Consider the following 22,278-nt stretch of genomic DNA (forward strand, 5'->3'; position numbering starts at 1 on the left):
AATCAGTTAATCACATAAACTCTAAGAAAATGAAAAAGTTTTTTATCACCACTGTATTCGCACTAGGAACACTTACTGCTTTTGCTCAAGAAGAAGCAACTGCTGTTGAGGAAAATGCAACTGAGGCTGTAGCTCAAGATGATTTTTCAGAGGTTGCTGCTGAAGAACTACCTGAAGCTGTAACAGCTGCTGTTTCTAAAAACTATCCTACCGCGTCTATAGATAAAGCATATGTAAACGAAGCTAAGCAATATAAACTAGAGGTTTCTCTAGAAGATGGTACTGCTGGTACTCTGTACGCTGACGAGAATGGTAACTGGATTGAAATGTAATAACTTGAGTTATTTGTTTTGTATCAAGTTGGTTTGGTCGGAAAGGGATCGCTTATAGCGATCCCTTTCTATTTGTAATTATTTCTTCTGTCATAACATTTTATCCTTCTTAGTATTAGATACTGAGATTTTAAGTTAATTGGAGAGAGGGTTCCCAAAAAGAAGAGCAGTTTAATTCCTAGATATGACTTTCCATAATAAATAACAAAGTATCACGACACTTTTATCCTTCGCTTCAATTCCTTTAGATAATCCATCAATCGTGATGGATTTTTGCATTTAAGGGATTGGTCTTCCCGACATCTCTATTAAGTAAGGTCGTTATGCCGTTAATTACTAAGAGGGAAATATGGTTATCGGTTCCAGCTATTTTTGTGAAAAAATTACCCACTCACCATTTGGTTTCACACTAATACACAGATTAAAAATCCTTTAAAAATTTTAAGCGATTGAAAATTAGATAGTTGTGTTTTTCGTCTGTTTTGGTATCATATTTTCAATGTACTAAGTGAATTTGATTAATAAATTATTATAATATCTAAAATTAGAACATCATGAAAAAGTTATTTATCACAACCGTATTCGCTTTGGGAAGTTTAACTGCATTCGCTCAAGAAGAGCAAGCTGCTGATCAACAAGAGGCTGCTGCTACTGAAGCTGTAGCTCAAGATAGTTTTTCTGAAATTTCCCTAGAAGAAGTTCCTGAGGCTGTGACTACAATGATTGAGACCAACTATCCTGGTGCAACAATCAATAAAGCCGCTAAAAACGAAGAGAACCAATATAAAATCGAAGTTTCTCTAGAAGATGGTACTTCAGGTGCTCTTATCGTTGATGAAGAAGGTAATGCTGTAGAGCAATAAGAATAGTTAATTCTTTCTTGGGAGTAAGCTCCCGGTTAAAAAAGGGTCCGATTCGTTCGGGCCCTTTTTTATTTTCATAGAGTTCAGGGCAGGGTATCTTTTAAGAGAAATTAAGACAGGAAACAGCTATCTTGTGTTATTTTTACGTAAATAGAAATAGAACCTATATTTCCCGTATGCCAAACCTTCTTATTATTGAAGATGATGCAGCTTTTTGCCAAATGCTGCAAAAGTTTTTGACCAAACGCGGTTACGAAGTTGAGACCAGTTTCAACGCTCCTGATGCCAAGCAAAAAATTCAAAAGAGCAATTTTGATCTCATACTTACAGACCTTCGTTTGCCCGATTATGATGGCATACAACTTCTATCGGATATCAAAGCTGTAAACCCGGCTACCCAAGTAATTGTTATGACGGGCTACGCCGAGGTAGGTTCTGCGGTGAATGCCATGAAAAAGGGAGCATTCGACTACATCTCTAAACCTTTTACACCCGATGAAATAGTCATGGTCTTAGACAACGCCATGAAAGTAGAGGCGAAGATTCCTGCGAAGGTTGAAGATGATGAAGAAATTGAAGAACCTGTAAATGTGGGTGTCAGCACCCCACCGGTAAGGTCTAGAGGCTCTAAAGTGGTTAAGGGTATCAGCGATGCCTCTAAAAAATTAGATGATTACATCAAGTTGGTGGCACCGACCGATATGTCTGTTTTGATTACCGGAGAGAGCGGAACAGGTAAAGAAGTTACTGCCAAGGCGATTCACGATAACAGTAAAAGAAGAGATTTCAATTTTGTGGCCGTAGATTGTGGTGCCATTCCCAAAGAACTGGCAACCAGTGAGTTTTTTGGCCATATTAAAGGTAGTTTTACAGGAGCTGTTGAAGATAAGGTAGGTAATTTCGAGGCTGCCAATAAGGGAACTTTGTTCTTGGATGAGGTAGGAAATCTTAGCTACGAAAACCAAATTCAGCTTTTAAGGGCGCTTCAGGAGAGGAAGATAAAAAGAGTGGGAAGCACAAAGGAAATTAATGTAGATGTACGCATTATCACTGCCACAAATGAAGATTTGACCGATGCCGTTGAAAAAGGAAACTTCAGGGAAGATCTCTATCATAGACTTAACGAATTCTCTATTGAAATTCCTTCTTTAGAAGACCGTTTTGAAGACTTAATGCTTTTTGCGGAGAATTTTCTTGATAAGGCTAATGCCAGTTTAGATAAGAATGTACAAGGGTTTTCAAAAGAAGTTTTAGAAGCTTTTCAGCAATATCATTGGCCAGGTAATTTACGGGAGCTTCAAAATGTTATCAAAAGGGCGGTGTTATTGACTGCCGGAAACGAGGTCGAGATTTCGGCGCTACCTAAAGAAGTCTTGCAACCACAAGAAAAAGTTACGGTGGCAGAGGGTTTTTCAAAGTCGGAGTTTGAAAAAGAAAGAATTATAAAGGCCCTGAAAAAGACGAATTTCAATAAATCGAAAGCTGCAAAATTACTGCAGGTTACCCGTAAAACGCTGTATAATAAGATTAACCACTATAATTTGGACTTGTAGCCAACCGTTCTTCCAGCTCTTTGGTCAATAGGGCCACTTCCCTTTTTAATTCGGTAAAAGATTCATCCATCTCGCCCCATTCCATTTTATCAGGCTTGGCCAATTCGAGGTTCTCAAGAATGCCGACACTTTTATTCACCTTCAATTGCCTGAACATCGGCAACATACGATGGGCCACTTGATTGACTTGAGGGTAATCTCTGTAGCTTACCGTCTGCTCTAAAAGCGACATATTGGTTTTGGTATCGCTCAAAAAAGTTGCCAATACATCAAAAATGGCATCTTCGTTAGTGCCCAAAAATGAATGTATAATATCTAGATTGTATAGCTGTGAAGTTTCTTTTTCCTCCTTTTTAACTACAACTTCTACATTGCTTTTTGTCGATGGTTTCTCTTCAGGCTCCGTTACGATACCCATTAGTTTTAAGGTCGCAACGAGTTCGCCTTTTGAGAAAGGTTTTTGCAAAACTTGGGAGAACCCTACGCCAATATAGGCCTCTGGCCCAAGGTCTCTTCTTCCCGTCATCGCAATGATGGGTTGCTTTTTATAGTGTTTGTAGTTGCCCGATTGAAGTTTTTTCAAAACTTCAAAACCCGTAACCTGGGGCATTTGAATATCGGTAAGTACTATATCATACGCTAAATGCGAATCTTGTTCGATAGAGAGAAAATTGGTGTATGTATGAACGGTGATACCCATACTTTCGGCCAGTTCGCGTAACATATGTAGCAAAGCGGTATCGTCATCGATAATCAACATTCGTAATTTGGGCGCCATATAAGGCATAGACTTGTCGGTCTCTTTTACGGCATCCGTTATTTCTAAAGGCAGGGCAAGCGTGAAGGTGCTGCCTTTACCGACCTCACTTTCTAAAGTAAGCTTGCCTTTGAGCAGTTCTGCCAATTTTCTCGAAATGGTAAGACCGAGCCCGTAACCTCCAAATTTTTTCTCGGTGTCTTTTTCGGCCTGAGTAAATTCTTTGAATATTAAATGCTGCTTGTTTTTGGCAATTCCGATGCCCGTATCCGAAACCGATATTTTTGCCAAAATACCTCGAGCTTTGCCTTTTTCAGCAATGGCATTCACTTTAACATGACCCTCTTCGGTAAATTTAAAAGCATTGCCCAATAGGTTCGTGAGAATCTGTCTTATACGAAAAGGGTCGCCTAAAACCGTTTTCTCGAACACGGGGTCGATATTCAAAATAAGTTTGAGTCCCTTGTCTTTGTGAATAGCCTGTAGGTTTTCCGCTGTTTCTTGAATAAGATTGGCAGGTATAAAAGGAACATTTTCTATATTGAGTTTGCCTGCTTCCAGTTTCGAGAAATCGAGCAGATCATTGACCAGGTTACCTACGTACTGAGAGGCCGATTTTACATTTTTAATGTAGCCTTTTTGTTTTTGCGAAAGCTCGGTACTTTCCAATAATTCTGAGTAACCTCCAATAGTGTTCAAGGGTGTTCTTAAATCATGGCTAACCGTTGAAATCAGCTGTTCTCTGCTTCTAAGAAGCGATTCTGAAAACTTCTTTTCTTTCTCCAATTTGGCACGATAAGTCTGTACTTTCCAATAATCGCGGGTAATCAAGAATGAGAAAATGGCAACAATAACAAAGCCAAGTAATGCGGCAAGGCCGGCAATTCGAGTGGTTCTTCTTAAGGTTTCCCTTTTTTTAAGACTATTGTTATAACTACTTGTTATGACCTCTTGTTCGAACGCGGCAATTATGTTCTGTAACTGTTGCGAAAGTTCGAGGTCGTTGCGGCTCATTTCAATCTCTTTTAAAGCCAGCGATCGTTGCGATCGGGTGTCGGCCAACTTCGCCTTTCGGATCATCGTTTTAGAGACGTTCAATATAGAATCTACATAGGCCGCATTTTGGGTGGCATCACCATTTTGGGGGGCATTGCTGCTAATGAGCGCTGCATATTCCCTTAGCGAACGTTGTACTTGGGGCGATAACTTATCAAACTCTGAAAAAAGATTCTCGGCTGAAAATTTCCCAAAAGACTCCTCTATCTTTTCGAATTCCTTTAGGGCCTTATCCAATGAATTATTGTTGGCGCTACTCACTTTAAGCTTTCGAAGTTCACCGTTATTGGCTACTTTTTGCTTTAACAGTACTTGAAGACTGTCTAAAAGGTCTTTCTGCTCCTGGCCCAACATGAGCTGTTTGAGCGTGTCGATTTGCGTTTGAACCGAATCGATTTTTTTGGAATATGCGCTAAAAGAAAGTTGATTGCCGTTTTGAATGGCCAGTTTTGAGAGACTTTCGGCTTCGTACAAATTAGTCACCAATGAGCTGGTTCGCAAAAGCTTTTCATCATTGGTGTCATTGGTTTCGGTAGAAATATAGGTCTGTATCTCAGTATAGATAAAATAACCGACACCTGCTGTGAGCAATGCCAAAACGAGGTAACTGGCAATGATTTTTAGGGTGAATTTATTTTTAGATCTTCCTGTTTCCGTTCCCATAGTATTCTTTTTCAAAGCAGTTTCTAAAAGTACGTATATAAAGCTGTTAGGGTTTATAACGAACCGTTAATTATTTAGCTCTCAAGAGAGTTACTAAATTTTAAACAATTTGTTATGATATTAAATAAGCCCAATTTATATTTGCCGCGTCTCAAAGGGGTGCTTTTTTCCCGTTAGATGCCAAGAGAAAGAGTTATATAAACTCATATTCCTTCTCAAGGTAAAAAACTCGAAAAGGCTGAGATTATACCCAATGAACCTGGGCGGGTAATGCTGCCAAGGGAGGCGAAAAGTTCGCCATTTGGAATTTCCAAGGTTTCCTATTGGAAACCAAAAATCATGTTTAATCATTAGAATAATGGCCCCTTTTATTCGTAACTAATTATTAGTACGGATGAAAATACCTTTTACCATTTTCAATTCTAAGCAAGCTGTTTACAACAGTGAAAAAAGACGACCAAAAACTTTTTCAAAAGGTCGCAAAAGAAATCATTTTATTTTGGCCTTGGCAGTAGGGCAGGCCTTTTATTCATTGGCCCAAGAACAGCAACCTACCGATTCTTTAGAAGGCACCAAGGTGGTGCTTGATGAAGTTTTGGTGCAAGCGGTACGGGTAACCAATGAAACGCCGGTCACCTATTCCAACCTTAAAAAGGAAGAAATCGCTCCGCGTAATCTGGGTCAAGATATACCCATTTTGATGAATTACTTGCCTGCGGTGGTTACGACGTCCGATGCCGGAGCCGGTGTTGGTTATACCAGTATAAGGGTAAGGGGTAGCGATGCTACTCGGGTGAACGTTACCATCAACGGAATACCTTACAACGATGCTGAGTCTCATGGTACCTTTTGGGTCAATATGCCCGATTTTGCTTCTTCGACCGAAAGCTTGCAGTTGCAGAGAGGTGTCGGTACTTCAACCAATGGAGCCGGTGCTTTTGGCGCGAGCCTTAACCTTCTGACCGACGCAGTAGCTGAACAGGCCTATGCCCAAATATCTTCATCGGTCGGTAGCTTTAATACGCTTCGTAACAATATTAAGTTTAGTACGGGGCTATTAAACGATCATGTAGAAATATCAGGTAGGTTGTCAAGAATAACCTCAGATGGATATATCGATAGGGCCTCGTCAAAACTGGAATCTTACTTCTTGCAAGCGGCTTACAAAGATGGCAATACGCTTCTGAAGGCCCTTATTTTCGGTGGGCATGAGATTACCTATCAATCATGGAACGGCATTGATGGCGAAACCCTTAAGACGGATAGAACCTATAATTCTGCGGGAGCATACACCGATGAAAACGGAAATGAGCGTTTCTATGATAAGGAAGAGGACAATTACAGACAAGATCATGCCCAGCTGCTTTGGAACCAACAACTCTCTCCGTATTGGAGTACCAATGTTGCATTGCATTTCACGAATGGCAGGGGTTATTTTGAACAGTTCAGGGAAGACGATGCTTTTTCCGACTATGGTTTTGCTCCTTTACTAGTTGATGGTGAAACTTTGAATACGACCGATTTAGTACGCAGGAGATGGCTCGATAATGCCTTTTACGGGACGGTTTTTTCCGCTAATTATTCGAAAGATAATCTTGATATTATTGCAGGTGGAGGATGGAATTCTTACCAAGGCGCCCATTTCGGGGAAGTTATTTGGGCGCGATATGCCTCGAATAGTGAGCTTAGGGATAGGTATTATGATAACGATTCCAATAAGAGTGATTTTAATCTCTATGCGAAAGCCAACTATGGGCTGAATGAGAAATGGAGTTTGTTCGGTGATTTACAGTATAGAAGGGTCGGTTATTCGGCCAATGGTGAAGATACCGGTCTGGTCGATGATACTTTCCGATTTTTCAATCCTAAAGCAGGTATCGTTTTTGACCTGAACCGTAATAACAATTTCTATTTCAGTTATGCTGTGGCCAATCGCGAGCCGAATCGCAATGATTATGAGAGTGGCAATCCAAAACCCGAACGACTGAACGATTTTGAACTGGGCTGGCGATATGTGTCACCCAAATTTCAATTGAATGCGAATACCTACTACATGCGTTATAAAGATCAATTGGTCTTAACGGGTGAATTAAATGATGTGGGTGCACCCTTGCGTGCCAATGTGGGTGATAGTTATCGCGCCGGTTTAGAGCTCGATGCCAACTTGTTGTTGAGCGATAGTTTTCGGTTGAGTCCTAACGTTGCCCTAAGCACCAATAAAAATGTCGACTTCGTATTTCAAAGAGATGGGCAATTACAAAATCTAGGTAATACAAACATCGCTTACTCACCAAATGTAGTGTTAGGCAATAGGCTAACTTACATGCCTACAGAAAATCTGCAAGCTACTTTTTTGACCAAATATGTCGGCAAGCAGTATATGGGCAATATCGACTCTGAAGATTCGACTTTAGATGCCTATACACAGTCAGATTTAAACGTACAGTATACCATAGATTTTAAATCGGTTTTAAAGAGTATCACTTTATCAGCGTTAGTTAACAACGTTTTTGACGCTGATATTGTCTCCAACGGCTATTTCTATACCTACGATGATGATTCAACTGGGTCTGTAGTTACCTATGAAGGTGCAGGCTACTACCCTCAGGCCGGTATCAACTTTTTATTGGGAGCCACAGCGCGCTTTTAGAAGTTGACTTTTTATTAAGGTTGAAAGCCATCGCCATTTGGTCGGTGGCTTTCTTTTTCTAATCCAATTAAAAAGGGAATAATACTATTGAACAGTGTTGCGGCAAGCTTCATATTTATTCCTTATTTTCAAGGAGTGAATTAATAACGGCATAACAAAGGCTATGAATAGTATGGATAAAAAAAATATACGTTGGGGAATTATTGGCTGCGGAGACGTGACGGAAGTCAAAAGTGGCCCGCCCTATCAATTGACCGAGGGTTTTAAATTGGAAGCGGTAATGCGTCGAGATGAATCGAAGGCTGCTGATTATGCCAAAAGGCATGAAGTGCCATCTTATTACTCGAACGCCGATCAATTGATCAACGATAACAATATAGATGCCGTGTATATCGCTACACCGCCCGATAGCCATAAGTTGTATGCCCTGAAAGTAGCTGCCGCGGGCAAACCATGTTGTATCGAAAAGCCATTATCCCCCAGTTATGAAGAAAGCATAGCCATACATAAGGCCTTTGAAGAAAAGGGGCTTCCTCTTTTTGTTGCTTATTACCGGCGCACCCTGCCCCGCTTCTTAAAAGTTAAGCAATGGCTCGATAATGGTGCTATTGGTGAAGTTCGGCACATCAGTTGGATGTTAAGTAAAACACCTAGCAAAATTGACGTGAAAGGAGAATATAATTGGAGAACCGATGCCAGTGTTGCTCCAGGCGGTTATTTTGATGATTTGGCCAGTCATGGGCTGGATCTTTTCGGTTACTATTTTGGGGAATTTAAAGAGGTTTTCGGCATCTCTTTGAATCAACAAAATCTATATACGGCAAAAGACGCTATAACTGGTACCTGGGTACACCAGAACGGAATTACTGGTACAGGTACTTGGAATTTTGGTTGCGACCGCCGAGAAGATAAGGTTGAAATTTTTGGTAGTAAGGGTAAGATCAGCTTTGCCGTTTTTGAAGATGAAGATGTTCTATTACATAATGAGAAAGGCACTTTTAAAGAGTTTATAGCGCACCCTAAGCACGTTCAACAATTTCATGTGGCTGCCCTAAAAGAAGACCTATTTGGTGGAGATAAGCATCCGTCTACGGGAACGACCGCTTTGCACACCAGTTGGGTAATGGATAAAATTTTGGGTCACCTTTAATTTTTATGACTTTCCATATCATTTTCTGAATTACTTTTAATTAAGGTCTTACAGCTTGGTGAGACCAATAAATTCAGGAAGGCTATGGAAAAAATACCGGAGTTTGGCAGCAAACTGCGAAAGAATATTGTTACGGTTCCCGAAGTGATTAACACCTGCTCGGGTATCAAGGTCTTTGGGCAACTTCTCAAGTCGTTTCTTTTTAGCACCGATGTGGCCATTATCAGAAATACGAATGCCAATGCCATTATAGCCGTCTACCCCTTTACACCTCAACCTACAATATCTCAAGCTTTGATTTTGGCGGCTGATAAGCCTATTTTTTGCGGTGTAGGAGGAGGTATTACTACGGGTAACAGGTCTGTAGAATTGGCTGTTCATGCCGATTTTCAAGGTGCTTTAGGGGTGGTTCTTAATAAACCTGCGCCTAATGATTTGATTAAAAGGTTGAAGGATAAAATTGATATTCCCGTTACGGTTACCGTAGTTTCCGAAAGGGATGATATTAAGGGAAGAATTGATGCAGGGGTCGATATTTTTAATGTTTCCGGGGCTACAAAAACATCCGATATCATAAAAAAGATTCGCGACATGAATAACGAGGTGGCCATAATTGCAACAGGAGGAAAAACGGAAGAGACCATTGCAAACGCTATCGCGGCAGGGGCCAATGCTATTTCATATACGCCACCGAGTACCGGTGAACTTTTTAAGTCGACGATGGAGCGGTATAGAAATGAATAGAAATAAGTGGTCAGTTGGTTACCACTACCACGTTACCACTTACGGTTGCCTGATACTCCAAGAGGTTGTAATAGCGTTGGCCATCATCGGGCCTATCTTTTTGTTGGCCCGTAAAAAGATAGTATTCGTAGCCTTCACAATTGCAGGTTACAATTTGTCCGTCTAACGACATCGTTGAGCACTCATTCGGAATATGATTCGGGCAACTGGCCTCAAATGCACGGTACTGGTCGAAATTCGATTTGATGACGAAAATACCTTTGATTCCGGTGCCTGGGGTATCAACAAATACAGCATTTCCCAAATTGGTCAAAGGGCTGTAAAGAGGTAGGTTAAGGTTCATATCAAAACGAAAGCCTATTTCCTGCAAATAGGGGTTTCGCTCTCCTCGATCATTGTCACAAGAGAGTAAAAAAAGCAAAAGTAGAACACTGGTTAAACGAGGCATCTTACAGATTCAAAATCATCAATACAGCACAAAAGTGACTAAAATTTATGTATATTTGCGTTAAATCCTCTCTAAAAAAGCCGGGGTAGACTCGGAATAAGTAGAGGATTTTTCTTATTTATTACTTTAATGGGTTCTGCCGCTATTGCGGCCATGAAATCGGAGCAATTTTCACGGGCACGTAGTAAACCACAAGAAATCAAGGTCTTGAAAAATCAAGGTCAGGTGTCTTCGCCCTAAATTTGCCATTTGGTGTCTTGGCAGGCTATTTTTTAGTAGCCGATTGACGCTTACTGCAGCAAGAACCCGGGTTTATAAACTGAATATTATGAGTAAAGTTTCATACTATACGGCTGAAGGTCTCAAAAAATTAAGAGACGAGCTGAACCATTTAAAAGATGTTGAAAGGCCAAAGGCTTCACAGGCAATTGCCGAAGCTAGAGATAAGGGTGACCTTTCCGAAAATGCCGAATATGACGCCGCCAAAGAAGCACAGGGTCTTTTGGAGATGAAAATTTCAAAAATGGAAGATATCTTGGCCAATGCACGTTTGATTGATGAGTCGCAGTTAGATACTTCAAAGGTGTTGGTACTTTCAACGGTCAAGTTAAAGAACCAGAACAATGGTATGGAAATGAAATACACCTTGGTGGCCGAGAGTGAGGCCGATTTAAAATCGGGTAAAATATCGGTGAACTCGCCCATAGGTAAAGGCTTGTTGGGTAAAAAGGTAGGTGAAGTGGCCGAAATTACCGTTCCGAACGGGACTCTTAAATTCGATATTCTAGAAATTACCCGAAACTAGTAATAGTACTTGTATGGCCTCTATTTTCACGAAAATTGTCAACGGAGAAATACCTTGTTATAAGATTGCCGAAGACGAAAACTATTTCGCTTTTTTAGATATCAATCCGAATAGCAAGGGGCATACCTTGTGTATACCCAAAAAAGAAGTCGATAAGTTGACCGATTTGGATGAAGAAACCTACATGGGCCTAATGGCCTTTTCGAGAAAAGTGGCCTTGGCGATAGAGTCAGCTATCGACTGCCAACGGGTCGGTCTTACCGTTATTGGGCTTGAAGTGCCGCATGCACATGTTCACTTGATTCCACTTAACGGCATGCAAGACGCTACCTTTCAGAAAAAAGTGAATCTTGACAAAAATGACTTCGTTGCTACAGCAGAGGCTATTCGAGCAAAGTTGTAAATAGATTAGCTATACAATTTCTTGCTGAATGAGTAGGTATACGCCTATGCCTACTACCGCTATAAGTACGAATAACAATACCCAAAAGAGAGTGGTGAGGTTTAAAGAACTTGGCTTGGGCCGAACCATTTTTTGATAGTAGTCAAAAGTGCGTTCAATATCTTCCGTCCAGCTAACGGGGTAGATATGGCATTTGCATTTATTGCAAATCAATTCATGTGTTATTTCATTGCTGGTTCTTCTTGCAAACTTGGTGTGGTAATGCTTTTGGTAAAACGATAGTTTCAAATCTTGATTAAAGCATTCTGGGCAGTTATTGGTTAAATCTGCCTCTTTTAAGAGTACTAATTTTTCCTTCGCCATAATATCATTTTTAAGCGGGCACCGGGTATCCAGTGCTAGATATCCATTCTTTTAAGCGATATCTGCATAACGGTGCCTTCTTTATTCGACGACAACACCTTTATTTTACCTTGGTGGTATTCTTCTATTATTCTTTTTACGAGTGATAGACCTAAGCCCCAGCCTCTTTTTTTTGAGGTTACACCGGGGTTAAAGATACTTTGAAAATCACTTTTCGGAATGCCGTGTCCGGTATCCGATACTTGAATATGTACGTTCTTTCCATCAGGAAGGATTTTAATGCCTATTTCGCCTTTGCCCTTCATGGCATCGATTCCGTTTTTGACCAAGTTTTCAATGGTCCAGTGATATAGTGACGGATTAAGTAATACTGGGGCACTGTTTAATTGGCTATCAAAGGTAAATCGTATGAGGCTTGAGCTTCTTAATTTTAAATACTCATAAGCTTCCTTAGTCTGTTTTACTATGTCTTGATGGTCTAGTTTTGGTAACGAACCTATTTTTGAAAATCGTTCGGTAATGGTCTCGAGTCGAGAAATATCCTTTTGAATTTCCTGTGTTATCTCTGGGTTGATGTTTTCGGCCTTTAATAATTCATTCCATCCTAAAAGAGAAGAAAGAGGAGTGCCTATTTGATGGGCGGTCTCTTTCGCCATACCTGCCCACAGTTTGTTCTGCTCAGAAGCCTTATTGGTCTTAAAAAAGAAAAATATGACCGCCCCAAAAAGAAATATAATCAATAGCAGGGCGATAGGGTAATATTTCAATTTGTTGAGCACTTCTGAATTACCGTAATACAAAGTGGCCAGATGTTCACCTTGTTGGTCAATTGAAATAGGCGTGTTTTCGTTCTCGAACTTTGAAATTCGCCGTTGTATGTATGCCGTATCGGTAATTTTATCGGCAGGCATATTGTTGGTTTTGATAGACCCGTCTTTGTTTACCAATATCATGGGAGTTGAGGTATTGTTCTGAAATACCTTCAAATGCAAGTTACCCAAATCGGCATCCTCGGAAGACTGTTGAAACTCTGATTGGGCCGTGGCCCAAATTTCCATTTTTAGGCGTTCTTCCTCCTTGAATTTTTTGAAAAAGCTGTTCGTATTCCAAAGAATGAGACTTACGATAACAAATGACGCTATCAGTAAAAACAGGTTTGAAGTCTTTTTTTTAGGGTTAAAGTTCATTCAGTGAATAGTCTTATACAACCCGTTTTTCATCTTCATAGGGTTCTCTTCAAATATAACGTAATTGCGGGCAAATTGGTATATGAATACCTTACGTGGGACATGGCGGGGGTTCTAAAATTTGTACCTTTAAGGGTATGGCAAAAGAAATGATTTCAGTTACACCCGATGAGGTTTCTACAGGTAGGTTACATGGTTATTTGTTAGGTGCTATTGGCCCACGACCCATTGCATTTGCCAGTACGGTAGATGAAAAGGGCCGACCCAATCTTTCGCCCTTCAGTTTTTTTAACGTATTTGGTAGCAAACCGCCCATTCTTATCTTTTCTCCGGCCCGAAGGGTGCGTGATAATACCACCAAACATACACTGCAGAATGTCTTATTGACGAAAGAAGTGGTCATCAATATCGTGAATTATAACATGGTTCAACAGATGTCGCTCTCCAGTACAGAATATCCGAAAGGTGAAAATGAGTTTAAAAAAGCAGGACTCACCATGGTTCGGTCAGACTTGGTAAAACCGTTCAGGGTTGGTGAATCACCAGTTCAATTTGAATGTAAGGTGACGAAAGTCGAGGCATTGGGAAAAGAGGGTGGTGCCGGTAATTTGATTTTTTCGGAAGTATTGAAAGTACATATTGACAAGGCCATTTTAGATGAAGAGGGAGTTATCGACCAAGCTAAAATTGATCAAGTGGCGCGTATGGGGGGTAATTGGTACAGTCGAGCCAATATGGGTCTTTTTGAAGTAGCAAAACCTCTGTCTACCATGGGTGTTGGTGTAGACGCCTTACCGTCTCAGATAAGATTGAGCAAAGTTTTGACCGGTAATGATTTGGGTATGTTGGCCAATGTTGAAAAGATACCTTCCCAAAAGGAAGTTGATGAGTTTATCGATTCAAACATAGAAATCAGGTCAATTATCAGCGGAGGGGAAAGAAAAGATTTAGAGGTTAGGGCCCAGGAATATTTAAGGAATAATGACGTGCAGGCAGCTTTAAAAACGTTGTTGGCGCCATGAAAAGGGTTCAACTTTTTGAGTTCGAAGATTTGCATTGGTTCCCTAGCTTTTTAAGAACTGGTATGACCAATTTGATAGCAGTTCTTCACCGAATGACCGGTATCCCTAGCGTACTCTCCCATCTTTTGATAGGGGTTTTACGAGAAAACCATATCAATCAGATTGTTGATTTAGGGTCAGGTTCCGGTGGCTGTATGCCCCAAGTGATGAAGGAATTGCACAAAGAACAAGATCTTTCAGAAGTACGTTTGTTAATGACAGACCTTTTTCCCAATAAAAATGTGGTGCAGCGATTTATTGACAAAGGAGACCGTTTGATAAAATATCATCCCAAACCTATCAACGCAACAGATTTGTCAGATGTGCCTGAGGGATTAAAAACCATGGTCAATAGCTTTCACCATATGCCACCTAAAGAAGCACGGCAAATTTTAGAGACCGCAACCACCAATAAAGAACCTTTGTTGATTTATGAAATGGCAGAAAATAAGATGCCGTTACTTCTTTGGTGGCTCTTACTGCCGATTTCTTTATTGATTTTAATAATTATGGTTTTCTTTATGACGCCCTTCGTTAAACCGCTTACGGTTAAGCAGATTATTTTTACTTATTTGATTCCTGTCATTCCCATTTGTTACGCTTGGGATGGGCAGGCTTCGCTGCCCCGAATGTATAGCATGAATGATATCGACGAACTGCTAAAAGGCCTTCATTCCAAAGAATACCTTTGGAAGAAAGGAAAAGCCTTGAAGCCGAACGGGAAAGCAATGGGCAGCTATGTTTTGGGCTTGCCAATCCGCTCAAATTGAATAGTTTAAAGGGGTGCGAGGCTAGCTTGAAAATCATTGATAACTTATGTTGTTTTTGTTAGGTGAAAACTTCTAATAACCCTACTTTTAAAAATTAAAGTATTTAGTTAACATATAATTCGTAGTCATGGAAGTACAGGGAAAAATTAAGCAAATCGGGGATGTTCAAACCTTTGGTAACAATGGTTTTAGAAAGCGTGAGGTGGTGATAACGACTGAAGAACAGTACCCACAGCATTTGATGATCGAGTTCGTTCAAGATAAAACTGACCTTTTGAACAACTACAATATAGGGCAAGATGTGAAGGTAAGCATCAATCTTCGAGGTAGGGAGTGGACCAACCCACAAGGTGAGGTTAAATACTTCAACTCTATTCAAGGTTGGCGTATCGAGAACCTTCAGCAAGAGCCAAGTGGAGGCCAAATGCCACCGGTACCACCTATGGAAGCTTTTGCCCCAGTTGATGATTTAAACGAAGATGACCACGACGATCTACCGTTCTAGTTCAAGTGGCCGATAAAATCGAAACCCGTGGCCTTTAAAGGCTACGGGTTTTTTGTTTTCTAGATAAAAGCCTTGCCTGCCAGTACTTTCTTAGAGACTTGAACTTTAGGGCTTCTATTTTTTTGATTTTAATATTTTTGGAACAAAGACAGCGATAATGTACGTAGTCGAGCAAAAATTAGAATTTCCTCCAGTGTCCGAGGCTAATAGCGAGGGATTGTTGGCCGTAGGTGGAGACCTTTCGGTAGCACGCCTTGTATTGGCCTACTCGAACGGTATTTTTCCTTGGTTCAATGATGATGCCTTAATTCTTTGGTGGTCACCTGCCAAAAGAATGGTATTGAAGCCATCTGAGGTGAAGATTTCTAAAAGTATGAGAAAGGTTCTTCGCACGGGTAATTTTAGGTTAACGAAGAATACCTGTTTTGCCGAGGTAATGAAAAACTGTTCTAAAATAGAGCGAAAAGACCAAGACGGCACTTGGATCACCCATCGTATGCAAAAAGCCTATAGCACCCTGCACGAACAAGGTTGGGCTACTTCGTATGAAGTCTGGAACGGGGACAACCTAGTTGGTGGACTTTATGGTATCGATTTAGGACATGTTTTCTGTGGTGAGAGTATGTTTAGTAAAGAAAGCAATGCTTCAAAATACGCTTTTATAAAAATGGCGCTAGAACTCGAAGAAAAGGGCTATGAACTTATCGATTGCCAAATGTATACCGAGCATTTGGCCAGCTTGGGGGCCAAAGAACTACCAAGAAAAGAATTTATAAAGATTCTAAAGAGAAAAAACAAGGCTGGTCAATAAAAGCATAACGTATTGGGGGGTTTGACCATAGTTTTCGACACGGTATTCAAGCCCTGTCTGTAATTTGGTGTCAGGGGTCAAGAGCCAACCGATATGTCCGGTCAGTCTTTGGTCAAACTCAGGCTTGTTCCCTTGGGCAGCGCTCAAAAGACTTTCTGTTGAAGCCACTACGTACGCTTCACCTACATCAAGCTTTTCTCCGTTTAGAGGTGCATCCACAGCAAACCTGTAACGAAATCTATGAGTGGTCAATGATGGACTAATTCGTTGCTCGACCCTCAATCGGTTACCGATTCTCATATTTCTAAATCGGTCGGTAATGTTATATTGTTCTGTAAGTCGCAATTCGTTCTCCTTATCGTTTTCGAAATTTTCTCTAAAACGGTATCTGATACCCAAAGCAATACTTTGGTCGATACCAATATTCAACTTAGAGAAATGAGTTATTTCAAGCTGCCGTACCTTATATTGAAATTCTTCATCATAGAGGTAGTTACGATTACCAATCTCAAAGTTGTGGGAATAATTAGTGGCCACTTTATAGTTGAAGGCCATGGTCGGTTCAAAATACACCACTATTCCATCTTGAGATAAAACCCGAAAAACCGAAAGAAAGCAAATAAGAAAAAGCCAGTTTTTAATAGAGTACGTGGTCATAGTTCGGTGGTAGCGACTTTCTTATTTTTTCAACATTGCCTTCAGCATCAAAAAGTATCTCAAACTGTTCATACCCATCGTCTTTTCTACCAGCCACTATCAACTCATATTTGATACTTGGCAGCATGAGGTTTTGAAAAGCATTTCTCAAAGTCTTCTCCACACCTTCTTTACCTACCGAATAGTGTTGCTGCATTCTTCTGATGCGGTATTTTTTAAAGGAGTTACCGAGATAGTTGGTCATTTTGGTGTATGAATCATCCGGTATATCTACAGGTTTAATAAGAATCTCAACATCCTCTAGTACGCCATTTTCATCGAACTCTATACTGTAGTGCAAACGGTCTTTTTTGAATTTGGCTTCGTAGCTCACTTTTGTGCTATCGGTTTCTTTGTAAAACTTGACGCGTTTAGCATCTTGAAGTTTTTCTGAAATCAATTGCAACGCTTCATCAGGAAATTGTGCTTTTCTAATGCGGTGTTCCCATTCGTATTTATGTTGGGTAAAGCCCCAAGTGGTTACGAAGATTAATAGGGCCGTTAGAATGGTTTTATGATGGTTTTTACTGAACATAAATAGTTGTTTAAACTTCGTTGTACCTGAAGCAAGAAGTTTCGTGGTCATTGACCATGCCTACTGCCTGCATAAATGCGTAGACGATGGTGCTGCCAACAAATTTAAACCCCCGCTTTTTAAGGTCTTTGCTTATCGCGTCGGAAATAGTGGTAGTGGCAGGTGCGCTCTTATAGTTTTCCACCGAATTCTTAATAGGTTGGTGGTTGACGAAGCCCCAGATGTAATTGCTAAAACTACCAAATTCTTCTTGCACTTTCATAAAAGCTTGTGCATTGCCGACCGTTGCATTTATTTTTAGTTTGTTTCGAATGATTCCGGCGTTTTGTTGTAGCTCATCTTTTTTCTCCTGTGAATAAGTAGCGATTTTCCGGTAATCGTAACTGTCAAAAGCGTTTTTAAAATTTTCTCTTTTTCTTAAAATGGTGATCCAACTTAATCCGGCTTGAAAAGATTCTAATAACAAAAACTCGAAAAGTGTATCATCATCTTTTACGGGAACGCCCCATTCTTGGTCGTGATATGCTTTGTATTGCTCGTCTCCGGCGCACCATCCGCAGCGGTGTTTTTCCATGGGTGAATTTTTTGAATAAAGATAGGCTAAACTTTAAAAAGCCAAGGTGAATGAGAGGTCTTTCCGTTAAAGAAACTCTTATCATTTTTTATCACGGAAAGCATTTAAGACCTTTGTAAGGTTTTTGAAATTTAATCTACCAACAAGGCAGTTAAAATAAATGAGAATGTCAATATCTACCGAAAACGAAGCCCAGACCACTTTGATTAAGAAAGCCCTTTCGCAGGCCGTTTCATACCCCGATTATCGTGAGATGGTAAACCAGTTGGCTTTAGAGGGTAGGTCGACCGGCCCGAATCAAACTGAAGCTTTGGCCAATTATACCATGTTGAACGATAGACGCATGAAGCGGTTTGATAAGACCGTTAAATTGTCGGACGAAACAATAAGCGATATCGAAAATATAGACAGGCCGTTGACTTTGTTGGTTTTGACCGAAAGTTGGTGTGGAGATGCGTCACCAGCCTTACCTGTTATGAACAAGGTTGCCGAGTTAAGCGATGTTGTTGATTTAAAAGTGGTATTGCGGGATGAACACCTAGAACTGATGGATGAGTTTTTGACCAATGGTGCGCGTTCGATACCGAAACTTCTTGTAATCGATAAGAATTCAAACGAAGTGGTCGAAGAATGGGGCCCTAGGCCTGAACCGGCGGCACGAATGGTTACCGAACACAAAGAGAAATTTGGTAAAATTATGCCTGAACTCAAAGAAGAGCTTCAGCAATGGTATAATAAAGACAAAGGTCAAACTATTGCAAGGGAGGTTTTAGCGAGCCTTGCCCTGAAATAAGTACGTGATCGTTCCTTTTTGGGAAGATTTGCTCGCCGAGCTAAACTTGGCTTTGTAGGCGTAAGCAATGGCATTATCTACTAAACAACCATTCGATGTGCCCGAGCTTTTTGAATTGAAATCGGCATCGACCACATTGCCCGCCGAATTAACCTCTATATTGATGACCACTTTGCCACCTTCGATACAAGTGTATATTGGCGGGGGTAATCTATAACCGCTGCGCTCGACCAAAGAAAATGATACGGATGTTCTGCGCTTTGCCAGATTATTGGTGAATTCTTGCTTTTGGGCTTCCTTTTCGCCTAACATTTGCTCAGCTTCTTCTCTTTTTTTACGAAGTTCCTCAACGCGGGATGCATAATCAGAATCTGAAAGTTCATCGGTTGTTTCGCCCTCTTCCGAAGCTTCGCGTTCCTCTAAAATCTCTTGTAACGTTTTTAGTGGTTCTGGATTGCCATAACTGGGTTTTGCAGCTTCGTTGTAAGCCATGTGACTTTTAATAGCTTCTGCCTCAGACATTTCTTCTTCGGGCTCTTCCTCTTCAATTTCTTCCAGCTCTTCTTGGTCCAGTACCATCTCAACAACATATTCGTCTTCCTTTTCCATTCCTCCCAAATGAATATTATAGAGACAAAGCACTACGATACCCATTGAGAAAAAGGTAATTAATAACGATAACTGTTTACGGTTGAGATTCATACTATGTTTATAACCACAAATTTTTAAAATTATTTTGTTTTGTCGACGAACGGGAGTCCTTCCTTACATCAAACTATTCCTCTTCTTGTCGGCCCAATAAATTTTCGGCAAAGCTATTGGGGTCTAGGGCTTTATTTACGTTGAAATCACCTATTTTGGTTCTTCTCAATTGACTTAAATGGCCTCCCGACCCTAACTTTTGCCCCAAATCGTGTGCCAAACTCCGAATATAAGTACCCTTGCTGCAAACTACCCTGAATTGGAGGTTTGGCAATGCTATTTCTGTTATTTCAAATGTAGAAATATGAACCTTTCTAGCTTTTATTTCTACATCTTGACCCTTTCTGGCATATTCGTAGAGTCGTTTGCCATCTTTTTTTATGGCCGAGAATACAGGAGGTAGTTGTTCGATTTCTCCAATAAAGCTTTGAGCCCCTTTATGTATAGAGTCTTCGGTAATATGTGAAATGGAAAAGGTTTGGTCGATTTCGGTTTCTAAATCATAAGAAGGGGTGGTGGCTCCCAACACAATTGTGCCGGTATATTCTTTTTCTTGACCCTGTAGTTCGGGAATTTCTTTAGTGAACTTACCACAACAAACAATCAATAAACCCGTAGCCAAGGGGTCTAAAGTGCCGGCATGGCCAATCTTAATTTTTTTAAGGCCGAATTTCTTTCTGATGGCCCATTTTAATTTATTCACTGCCTGAAATGAAGACCATTTCAATGGTTTGTCAATGAGCAAAATCTGACCGCTAAGAAAATCTTCTTTGGTACGGGTATCCATTACCTGATTGAATTATGAAATAAATAAATGGGAAGCGGAAAACTATCCCCAAAATCCGTATGCCACAGCAATAAGGCCTACGATAAGGCAGTAAATGGCAAAATACGATAGCTTACTTTTCTTGACCAATTGTATCATCCAGGTACAGGCGGCCAATCCCGCTAAAAAAGCTGCAATGAACCCAGCGCCCATGGCCATACCGCTGTTACCGCTAAAGGTAAGGTCACCGCTTAACAGGTCTTTGGCAATCTTTCCGAAAATTAACGGAACTACCATCAAAAAAGAAAAACGTGCGGCTTTGGTCTTATCGACGCCCAATAAAACGGAAGTAGAGATAGTGGCACCACTTCTTGAAATACCAGGTAGCATGGCAATTGCCTGTGATACACCGATGATGAATGCATTTGTAAAGCTCACTGTTTTATCGGTGTCTTTCGCCTTGTCGGCCAAATAAAGAAGTACTGCCGTGATCAATAGCATAAAACCGACAAAACGAATGTTGCCGCCGAAAAATGCTTCTAGCTGCTCTTCAAAAAAGAGCCCCACAAAAACAGCGGGAATCATTGAAACAATAATTTTCAATGAAAATTGGGTTTCTTCATTCCATTTAAAGCTCAAAAGACCTTTGATAATTTCCCAAACATCTTTTCTGAAGACTACCAAGGTACTCAAGGCAGTGGCAAAATGGAGCAAAACTGTAAACAACAGACTCTCTTCGGGTACGGAGTTGTCTCCTAAAATAGCCTTCCCCAGTTCTAAATGTCCGCTAGATGATACAGGTAAAAATTCGGTCAATCCTTGAATGATTCCGAGAATGATGGCGTCTAAAGTATCCAAAGTTATTTTTTCTTCTTGTGCGGATTCAACAAAATGGCATAAATCTCAATGCCCAACCCGATCAATACCAGGGTAGGCGCCAAGCGTATTCTTCTAAAGCTGTAGATATCTTCGTTGAATACATTAGGGTCATCGCTGCCACCGCCACTCATAAGAATAAAGCCCAAAGCAATGAAAGCCACCCCTATGAACATAAAAGTGTAATTCTTTTTTTGGAATATAAATTCTTGACGCTGCGGTTGATTGGCCTGCTTCTGATGTTTTTTACCCATGCTGCAAATTTAGGGAAAAAGTTATTGGTTGTCACTTTTTATGAACTTCTTGACAATTCAGCGTACCATCGACATCAATAGTAGAGTTCGTCGGTACGAAGATTGAGAAATCGCTGTGTTGCAAAAAACGTGCAGACCAGTGAAATTAGTATACCTAACAAAAAGATGGCGCCGAAAAGCATGCCAAGTATCTCCAACTCTTCAAAAAGCTGCAGCTCCGGAAAATTTTGGTCGAGATAGTACAATGAAGCGATCAGAACCCCAATGGCGATAAGTGCTCCGAGCATACCAAGTTTAACGTTCGTCCAGATGAAAGGCCGACGAATAAACATTTTGGTGGCCCCGACCATCTGCATAGTCTTGATGATAAATCTTTTTGAATAAATCGATAGACGAATCGAACTGTTGATAAGAAGAAAGGCGATGAATGTGAAAATACCACTGGCCACCAGGATCCAGAAACTGATTCTTTTCACGTTATCCGTTAGAAGACCTACCAAAGGTTTGTCATAGCTCACCTCTTCTACATAACTTTTCTCCGATAAATTTTGGGCAATTTGCTCAATTTGTTCGGGGGTAACGAAATCGGCCTTCAATTGAACGTCTATGGAATTTTTTAAAGGGTTGTAACCTAAAAAATCCTGAAAATCTTCACCAATTTCTTCGCTGTGCTGTTCGGCGGCCTCTTCTTTTGAAACATAAATGGCCGCTTTGGTGTGTTCGGCCTGCATAAGCGTTTTTTGAAGCTGGTCGACTTCCGATTCTTTCGCCTCATCCTTTAGAAAAACAGAAATGGTAATTTGCTCTTTAAAATGATCGGCCATCTTTTTGGTGTTGAGCACCAAAAGGCCTAGAATACCTAACAAAAACAGTACGAGCCCGATACTTAACGCCACCGAGAAGTACGATGATATCAATTTCTGCCTTTGATACTGTTCAAATGATTTTCCCATACACGCCT

Annotated in this window: 25 protein-coding genes; 13 read left to right on the forward strand and 12 right to left on the reverse strand. The window is 40.6% G+C overall.

The genetic code is table 11. The annotated features are described in order from the left end of the window. Positions 1-29 precede the first annotated feature (29 nt). The 3 genes from IL356_RS05390 (at position 30) to IL356_RS05400 (ending at position 2,748) form a co-directional block, all read left to right on the forward strand. On the forward strand, positions 30-332 hold the full coding sequence (locus IL356_RS05390; RefSeq protein ID WP_121850446.1) for a hypothetical protein: 303 nt from the start codon (positions 30-32) through the stop codon (positions 330-332). 554 nt (positions 333-886) lie between these two features. Beyond that, positions 887-1,195, forward strand: a complete 309-nt coding sequence (locus tag IL356_RS05395) for a hypothetical protein (RefSeq protein WP_121850445.1) — start codon at positions 887-889, stop codon at positions 1,193-1,195. 176 nt (positions 1,196-1,371) lie between these two features. Next, the gene (locus IL356_RS05400; RefSeq protein ID WP_121850444.1) at positions 1,372-2,748 is read left to right on the forward strand and encodes a sigma-54-dependent transcriptional regulator; all 1,377 of its coding nucleotides are present in this window, start codon (positions 1,372-1,374) and stop codon (positions 2,746-2,748) included. Here the strand turns inward: IL356_RS05400 and IL356_RS05405 are convergent. Further along, positions 2,723-5,224 carry an ATP-binding protein gene (locus IL356_RS05405; RefSeq protein WP_121850443.1) on the reverse strand — a complete coding sequence of 834 codons (2,502 nt, stop codon included), beginning with the start codon at positions 5,222-5,224 and terminating at the stop codon, positions 2,723-2,725. The genes IL356_RS05400 and IL356_RS05405 overlap by 26 nt on opposite strands. A 394-nt stretch (positions 5,225-5,618) precedes the next feature. On the opposite strand from IL356_RS05405, the gene IL356_RS05410 reads away from it, so the two are divergent. The 3 genes from IL356_RS05410 (at position 5,619) to IL356_RS05420 (ending at position 9,768) form a co-directional block, all read left to right on the forward strand. Continuing rightward, complete coding sequence (locus IL356_RS05410) at positions 5,619-7,874, forward strand: TonB-dependent receptor (protein ID WP_121850442.1); 2,256 nt, start codon at positions 5,619-5,621, stop codon at positions 7,872-7,874. 172 nt (positions 7,875-8,046) lie between these two features. After that, entirely contained in the window at positions 8,047-9,024 is a 978-nt protein-coding gene (locus IL356_RS05415; RefSeq protein WP_121850819.1) for a Gfo/Idh/MocA family protein, read from the forward strand. Positions 9,025-9,108: 84 nt separating this feature from the next. Then, positions 9,109-9,768 carry a hydrolase gene (locus tag IL356_RS05420; protein WP_121850441.1) on the forward strand — a complete coding sequence of 220 codons (660 nt, stop codon included), beginning with the start codon at positions 9,109-9,111 and terminating at the stop codon, positions 9,766-9,768. A 10-nt stretch (positions 9,769-9,778) separates the two neighbouring features. On the opposite strand, the gene IL356_RS05425 is transcribed toward IL356_RS05420, so the two are convergent. Beyond that, complete coding sequence (locus tag IL356_RS05425) at positions 9,779-10,216, reverse strand: Rieske (2Fe-2S) protein (protein ID WP_121850440.1); 438 nt, start codon at positions 10,214-10,216, stop codon at positions 9,779-9,781. A gap of 328 nt (positions 10,217-10,544) precedes the next feature. Between IL356_RS05425 and greA the strand changes: the two genes are divergently transcribed. After that, positions 10,545-11,021 (forward strand): transcription elongation factor GreA, encoded by a 477-nt coding sequence (gene greA / locus IL356_RS05430; RefSeq protein WP_121850818.1) that lies wholly within the window; start codon positions 10,545-10,547, stop codon positions 11,019-11,021. Positions 11,022-11,034: 13 nt separating this feature from the next. Next, positions 11,035-11,424: an HIT family protein gene (locus tag IL356_RS05435; RefSeq protein WP_121850439.1), complete on the forward strand. Its 390-nt coding sequence runs from the start codon at positions 11,035-11,037 to the stop codon at positions 11,422-11,424. 9 nt (positions 11,425-11,433) lie between these two features. Here the strand turns inward: IL356_RS05435 and IL356_RS05440 are convergent, their stop codons facing one another. Both IL356_RS05440 and IL356_RS05445 read right to left on the reverse strand, forming a co-directional pair. Next, on the reverse strand, positions 11,434-11,787 hold the full coding sequence (locus tag IL356_RS05440; protein WP_121850438.1) for a hypothetical protein: 354 nt from the start codon (positions 11,785-11,787) through the stop codon (positions 11,434-11,436). 35 nt (positions 11,788-11,822) lie between these two features. Further along, positions 11,823-12,974, reverse strand: coding sequence for a sensor histidine kinase (locus tag IL356_RS05445; RefSeq protein ID WP_121850437.1), 1,152 nt, complete (start codon positions 12,972-12,974; stop codon positions 11,823-11,825). A gap of 149 nt (positions 12,975-13,123) precedes the next feature. Here IL356_RS05445 and IL356_RS05450 point away from each other — a divergent pair, with 149 nt between their 5' ends. The 4 genes from IL356_RS05450 (at position 13,124) to aat (ending at position 16,121) form a co-directional block, all read left to right on the forward strand. Next, positions 13,124-13,996: a flavin reductase family protein gene (locus IL356_RS05450; protein ID WP_121850817.1), complete on the forward strand. Its 873-nt coding sequence runs from the start codon at positions 13,124-13,126 to the stop codon at positions 13,994-13,996. Continuing rightward, the gene (locus IL356_RS05455) at positions 13,993-14,805 is read left to right on the forward strand and encodes a hypothetical protein (protein ID WP_121850436.1); all 813 of its coding nucleotides are present in this window, start codon (positions 13,993-13,995) and stop codon (positions 14,803-14,805) included. The genes IL356_RS05450 and IL356_RS05455 overlap by 4 nt, the downstream gene beginning before the upstream one ends. A gap of 127 nt (positions 14,806-14,932) precedes the next feature. Further along, a complete protein-coding gene (locus IL356_RS05460; protein WP_121850435.1) occupies positions 14,933-15,310 on the forward strand; it encodes a DUF3127 domain-containing protein in 378 nt (125 codons plus the stop codon). Between the two features lie 157 nt (positions 15,311-15,467). Continuing rightward, positions 15,468-16,121: a leucyl/phenylalanyl-tRNA--protein transferase gene (gene aat, locus IL356_RS05465; protein WP_121850434.1), complete on the forward strand. Its 654-nt coding sequence runs from the start codon at positions 15,468-15,470 to the stop codon at positions 16,119-16,121. On the opposite strand, the gene IL356_RS05470 is transcribed toward aat, so the two are convergent. Genes IL356_RS05470 through IL356_RS05480 form a run of 3 tightly spaced genes read right to left on the reverse strand, consistent with a single transcriptional unit; the run spans position 16,092 to position 17,926 of the window. Then, positions 16,092-16,778, reverse strand: coding sequence for a DUF2490 domain-containing protein (locus IL356_RS05470; RefSeq protein ID WP_121850433.1), 687 nt, complete (start codon positions 16,776-16,778; stop codon positions 16,092-16,094). The genes aat and IL356_RS05470 overlap by 30 nt on opposite strands. Next, entirely contained in the window at positions 16,759-17,352 is a 594-nt protein-coding gene (locus IL356_RS05475; protein WP_225621392.1) for a hypothetical protein, read from the reverse strand. The genes IL356_RS05470 and IL356_RS05475 overlap by 20 nt, the downstream gene beginning before the upstream one ends. Before the next feature lie 10 nt (positions 17,353-17,362). Further along, complete coding sequence (locus IL356_RS05480; RefSeq protein ID WP_121850432.1) at positions 17,363-17,926, reverse strand: DNA-3-methyladenine glycosylase I; 564 nt, start codon at positions 17,924-17,926, stop codon at positions 17,363-17,365. A 166-nt stretch (positions 17,927-18,092) separates the two neighbouring features. On the opposite strand from IL356_RS05480, the gene IL356_RS05485 reads away from it, so the two are divergent. Next, positions 18,093-18,719: a thioredoxin family protein gene (locus IL356_RS05485; RefSeq protein ID WP_121850815.1), complete on the forward strand. Its 627-nt coding sequence runs from the start codon at positions 18,093-18,095 to the stop codon at positions 18,717-18,719. Here IL356_RS05485 and IL356_RS05490 read toward each other — a convergent pair. The 5 genes from IL356_RS05490 to IL356_RS05510 all read right to left on the reverse strand — a co-directional run bounded on the left by IL356_RS05490 (position 18,696) and on the right by IL356_RS05510 (position 22,270). Beyond that, a complete protein-coding gene (locus tag IL356_RS05490) occupies positions 18,696-19,421 on the reverse strand; it encodes a hypothetical protein (protein WP_121850431.1) in 726 nt (241 codons plus the stop codon). The genes IL356_RS05485 and IL356_RS05490 overlap by 24 nt on opposite strands. A 73-nt stretch (positions 19,422-19,494) precedes the next feature. Continuing rightward, positions 19,495-20,208, reverse strand: a complete 714-nt coding sequence (gene truB, locus IL356_RS05495; RefSeq protein ID WP_121850430.1) for a tRNA pseudouridine(55) synthase TruB — start codon at positions 20,206-20,208, stop codon at positions 19,495-19,497. 42 nt (positions 20,209-20,250) lie between these two features. Next, positions 20,251-21,045, reverse strand: a complete 795-nt coding sequence (locus IL356_RS05500; RefSeq protein WP_121850429.1) for an undecaprenyl-diphosphate phosphatase — start codon at positions 21,043-21,045, stop codon at positions 20,251-20,253. A gap of 2 nt (positions 21,046-21,047) precedes the next feature. After that, positions 21,048-21,317 carry a DUF3098 domain-containing protein gene (locus tag IL356_RS05505; protein ID WP_121850428.1) on the reverse strand — a complete coding sequence of 90 codons (270 nt, stop codon included), beginning with the start codon at positions 21,315-21,317 and terminating at the stop codon, positions 21,048-21,050. Positions 21,318-21,391: 74 nt separating this feature from the next. Then, complete coding sequence (locus IL356_RS05510) at positions 21,392-22,270, reverse strand: cell division protein FtsX (protein WP_121850427.1); 879 nt, start codon at positions 22,268-22,270, stop codon at positions 21,392-21,394. Positions 22,271-22,278: the final 8 nt, after the last annotated feature.

This window comes from Euzebyella marina, from assembly GCF_014855515.1.
In the GTDB taxonomy this organism is placed as follows: domain Bacteria; phylum Bacteroidota; class Bacteroidia; order Flavobacteriales; family Flavobacteriaceae; genus Euzebyella; species Euzebyella marina.

Bases quoted from the DNA above. Each gene is read 5' to 3' on its own strand.
- IL356_RS05390 (WP_121850446.1), top strand. From the start codon at position 30: ATGAAAAAGTTTTTTATCACCACTGTATTCGCACTAGGAACACTTACT.
- IL356_RS05395 (WP_121850445.1), top strand. From the start codon at position 887: ATGAAAAAGTTATTTATCACAACCGTATTCGCTTTGGGAAGTTTAACT.
- IL356_RS05400 (WP_121850444.1), top strand. From the start codon at position 1,372: ATGCCAAACCTTCTTATTATTGAAGATGATGCAGCTTTTTGCCAAATG.
- IL356_RS05405 (WP_121850443.1), bottom strand. From the start codon at position 5,224: ATGGGAACGGAAACAGGAAGATCTAAAAATAAATTCACCCTAAAAATC.
- IL356_RS05410 (WP_121850442.1), top strand. From the start codon at position 5,619: ATGAAAATACCTTTTACCATTTTCAATTCTAAGCAAGCTGTTTACAAC.
- IL356_RS05415 (WP_121850819.1), top strand. From the start codon at position 8,047: ATGGATAAAAAAAATATACGTTGGGGAATTATTGGCTGCGGAGACGTG.
- IL356_RS05420 (WP_121850441.1), top strand. From the start codon at position 9,109: ATGGAAAAAATACCGGAGTTTGGCAGCAAACTGCGAAAGAATATTGTT.
- IL356_RS05425 (WP_121850440.1), bottom strand. From the start codon at position 10,216: ATGCCTCGTTTAACCAGTGTTCTACTTTTGCTTTTTTTACTCTCTTGT.
- greA (WP_121850818.1), top strand. From the start codon at position 10,545: ATGAGTAAAGTTTCATACTATACGGCTGAAGGTCTCAAAAAATTAAGA.
- IL356_RS05435 (WP_121850439.1), top strand. From the start codon at position 11,035: ATGGCCTCTATTTTCACGAAAATTGTCAACGGAGAAATACCTTGTTAT.
- IL356_RS05440 (WP_121850438.1), bottom strand. From the start codon at position 11,787: ATGGCGAAGGAAAAATTAGTACTCTTAAAAGAGGCAGATTTAACCAAT.
- IL356_RS05445 (WP_121850437.1), bottom strand. From the start codon at position 12,974: ATGAACTTTAACCCTAAAAAAAAGACTTCAAACCTGTTTTTACTGATA.
- IL356_RS05450 (WP_121850817.1), top strand. From the start codon at position 13,124: ATGATTTCAGTTACACCCGATGAGGTTTCTACAGGTAGGTTACATGGT.
- IL356_RS05455 (WP_121850436.1), top strand. From the start codon at position 13,993: ATGAAAAGGGTTCAACTTTTTGAGTTCGAAGATTTGCATTGGTTCCCT.
- IL356_RS05460 (WP_121850435.1), top strand. From the start codon at position 14,933: ATGGAAGTACAGGGAAAAATTAAGCAAATCGGGGATGTTCAAACCTTT.
- aat (WP_121850434.1), top strand. From the start codon at position 15,468: ATGTACGTAGTCGAGCAAAAATTAGAATTTCCTCCAGTGTCCGAGGCT.
- IL356_RS05470 (WP_121850433.1), bottom strand. From the start codon at position 16,778: ATGACCACGTACTCTATTAAAAACTGGCTTTTTCTTATTTGCTTTCTT.
- IL356_RS05475 (WP_225621392.1), bottom strand. From the start codon at position 17,352: ATGTTCAGTAAAAACCATCATAAAACCATTCTAACGGCCCTATTAATC.
- IL356_RS05480 (WP_121850432.1), bottom strand. From the start codon at position 17,926: ATGGAAAAACACCGCTGCGGATGGTGCGCCGGAGACGAGCAATACAAA.
- IL356_RS05485 (WP_121850815.1), top strand. From the start codon at position 18,093: ATGTCAATATCTACCGAAAACGAAGCCCAGACCACTTTGATTAAGAAA.
- IL356_RS05490 (WP_121850431.1), bottom strand. From the start codon at position 19,421: ATGAATCTCAACCGTAAACAGTTATCGTTATTAATTACCTTTTTCTCA.
- truB (WP_121850430.1), bottom strand. From the start codon at position 20,208: ATGGATACCCGTACCAAAGAAGATTTTCTTAGCGGTCAGATTTTGCTC.
- IL356_RS05505 (WP_121850428.1), bottom strand. From the start codon at position 21,317: ATGGGTAAAAAACATCAGAAGCAGGCCAATCAACCGCAGCGTCAAGAA.
- IL356_RS05510 (WP_121850427.1), bottom strand. From the start codon at position 22,270: ATGGGAAAATCATTTGAACAGTATCAAAGGCAGAAATTGATATCATCG.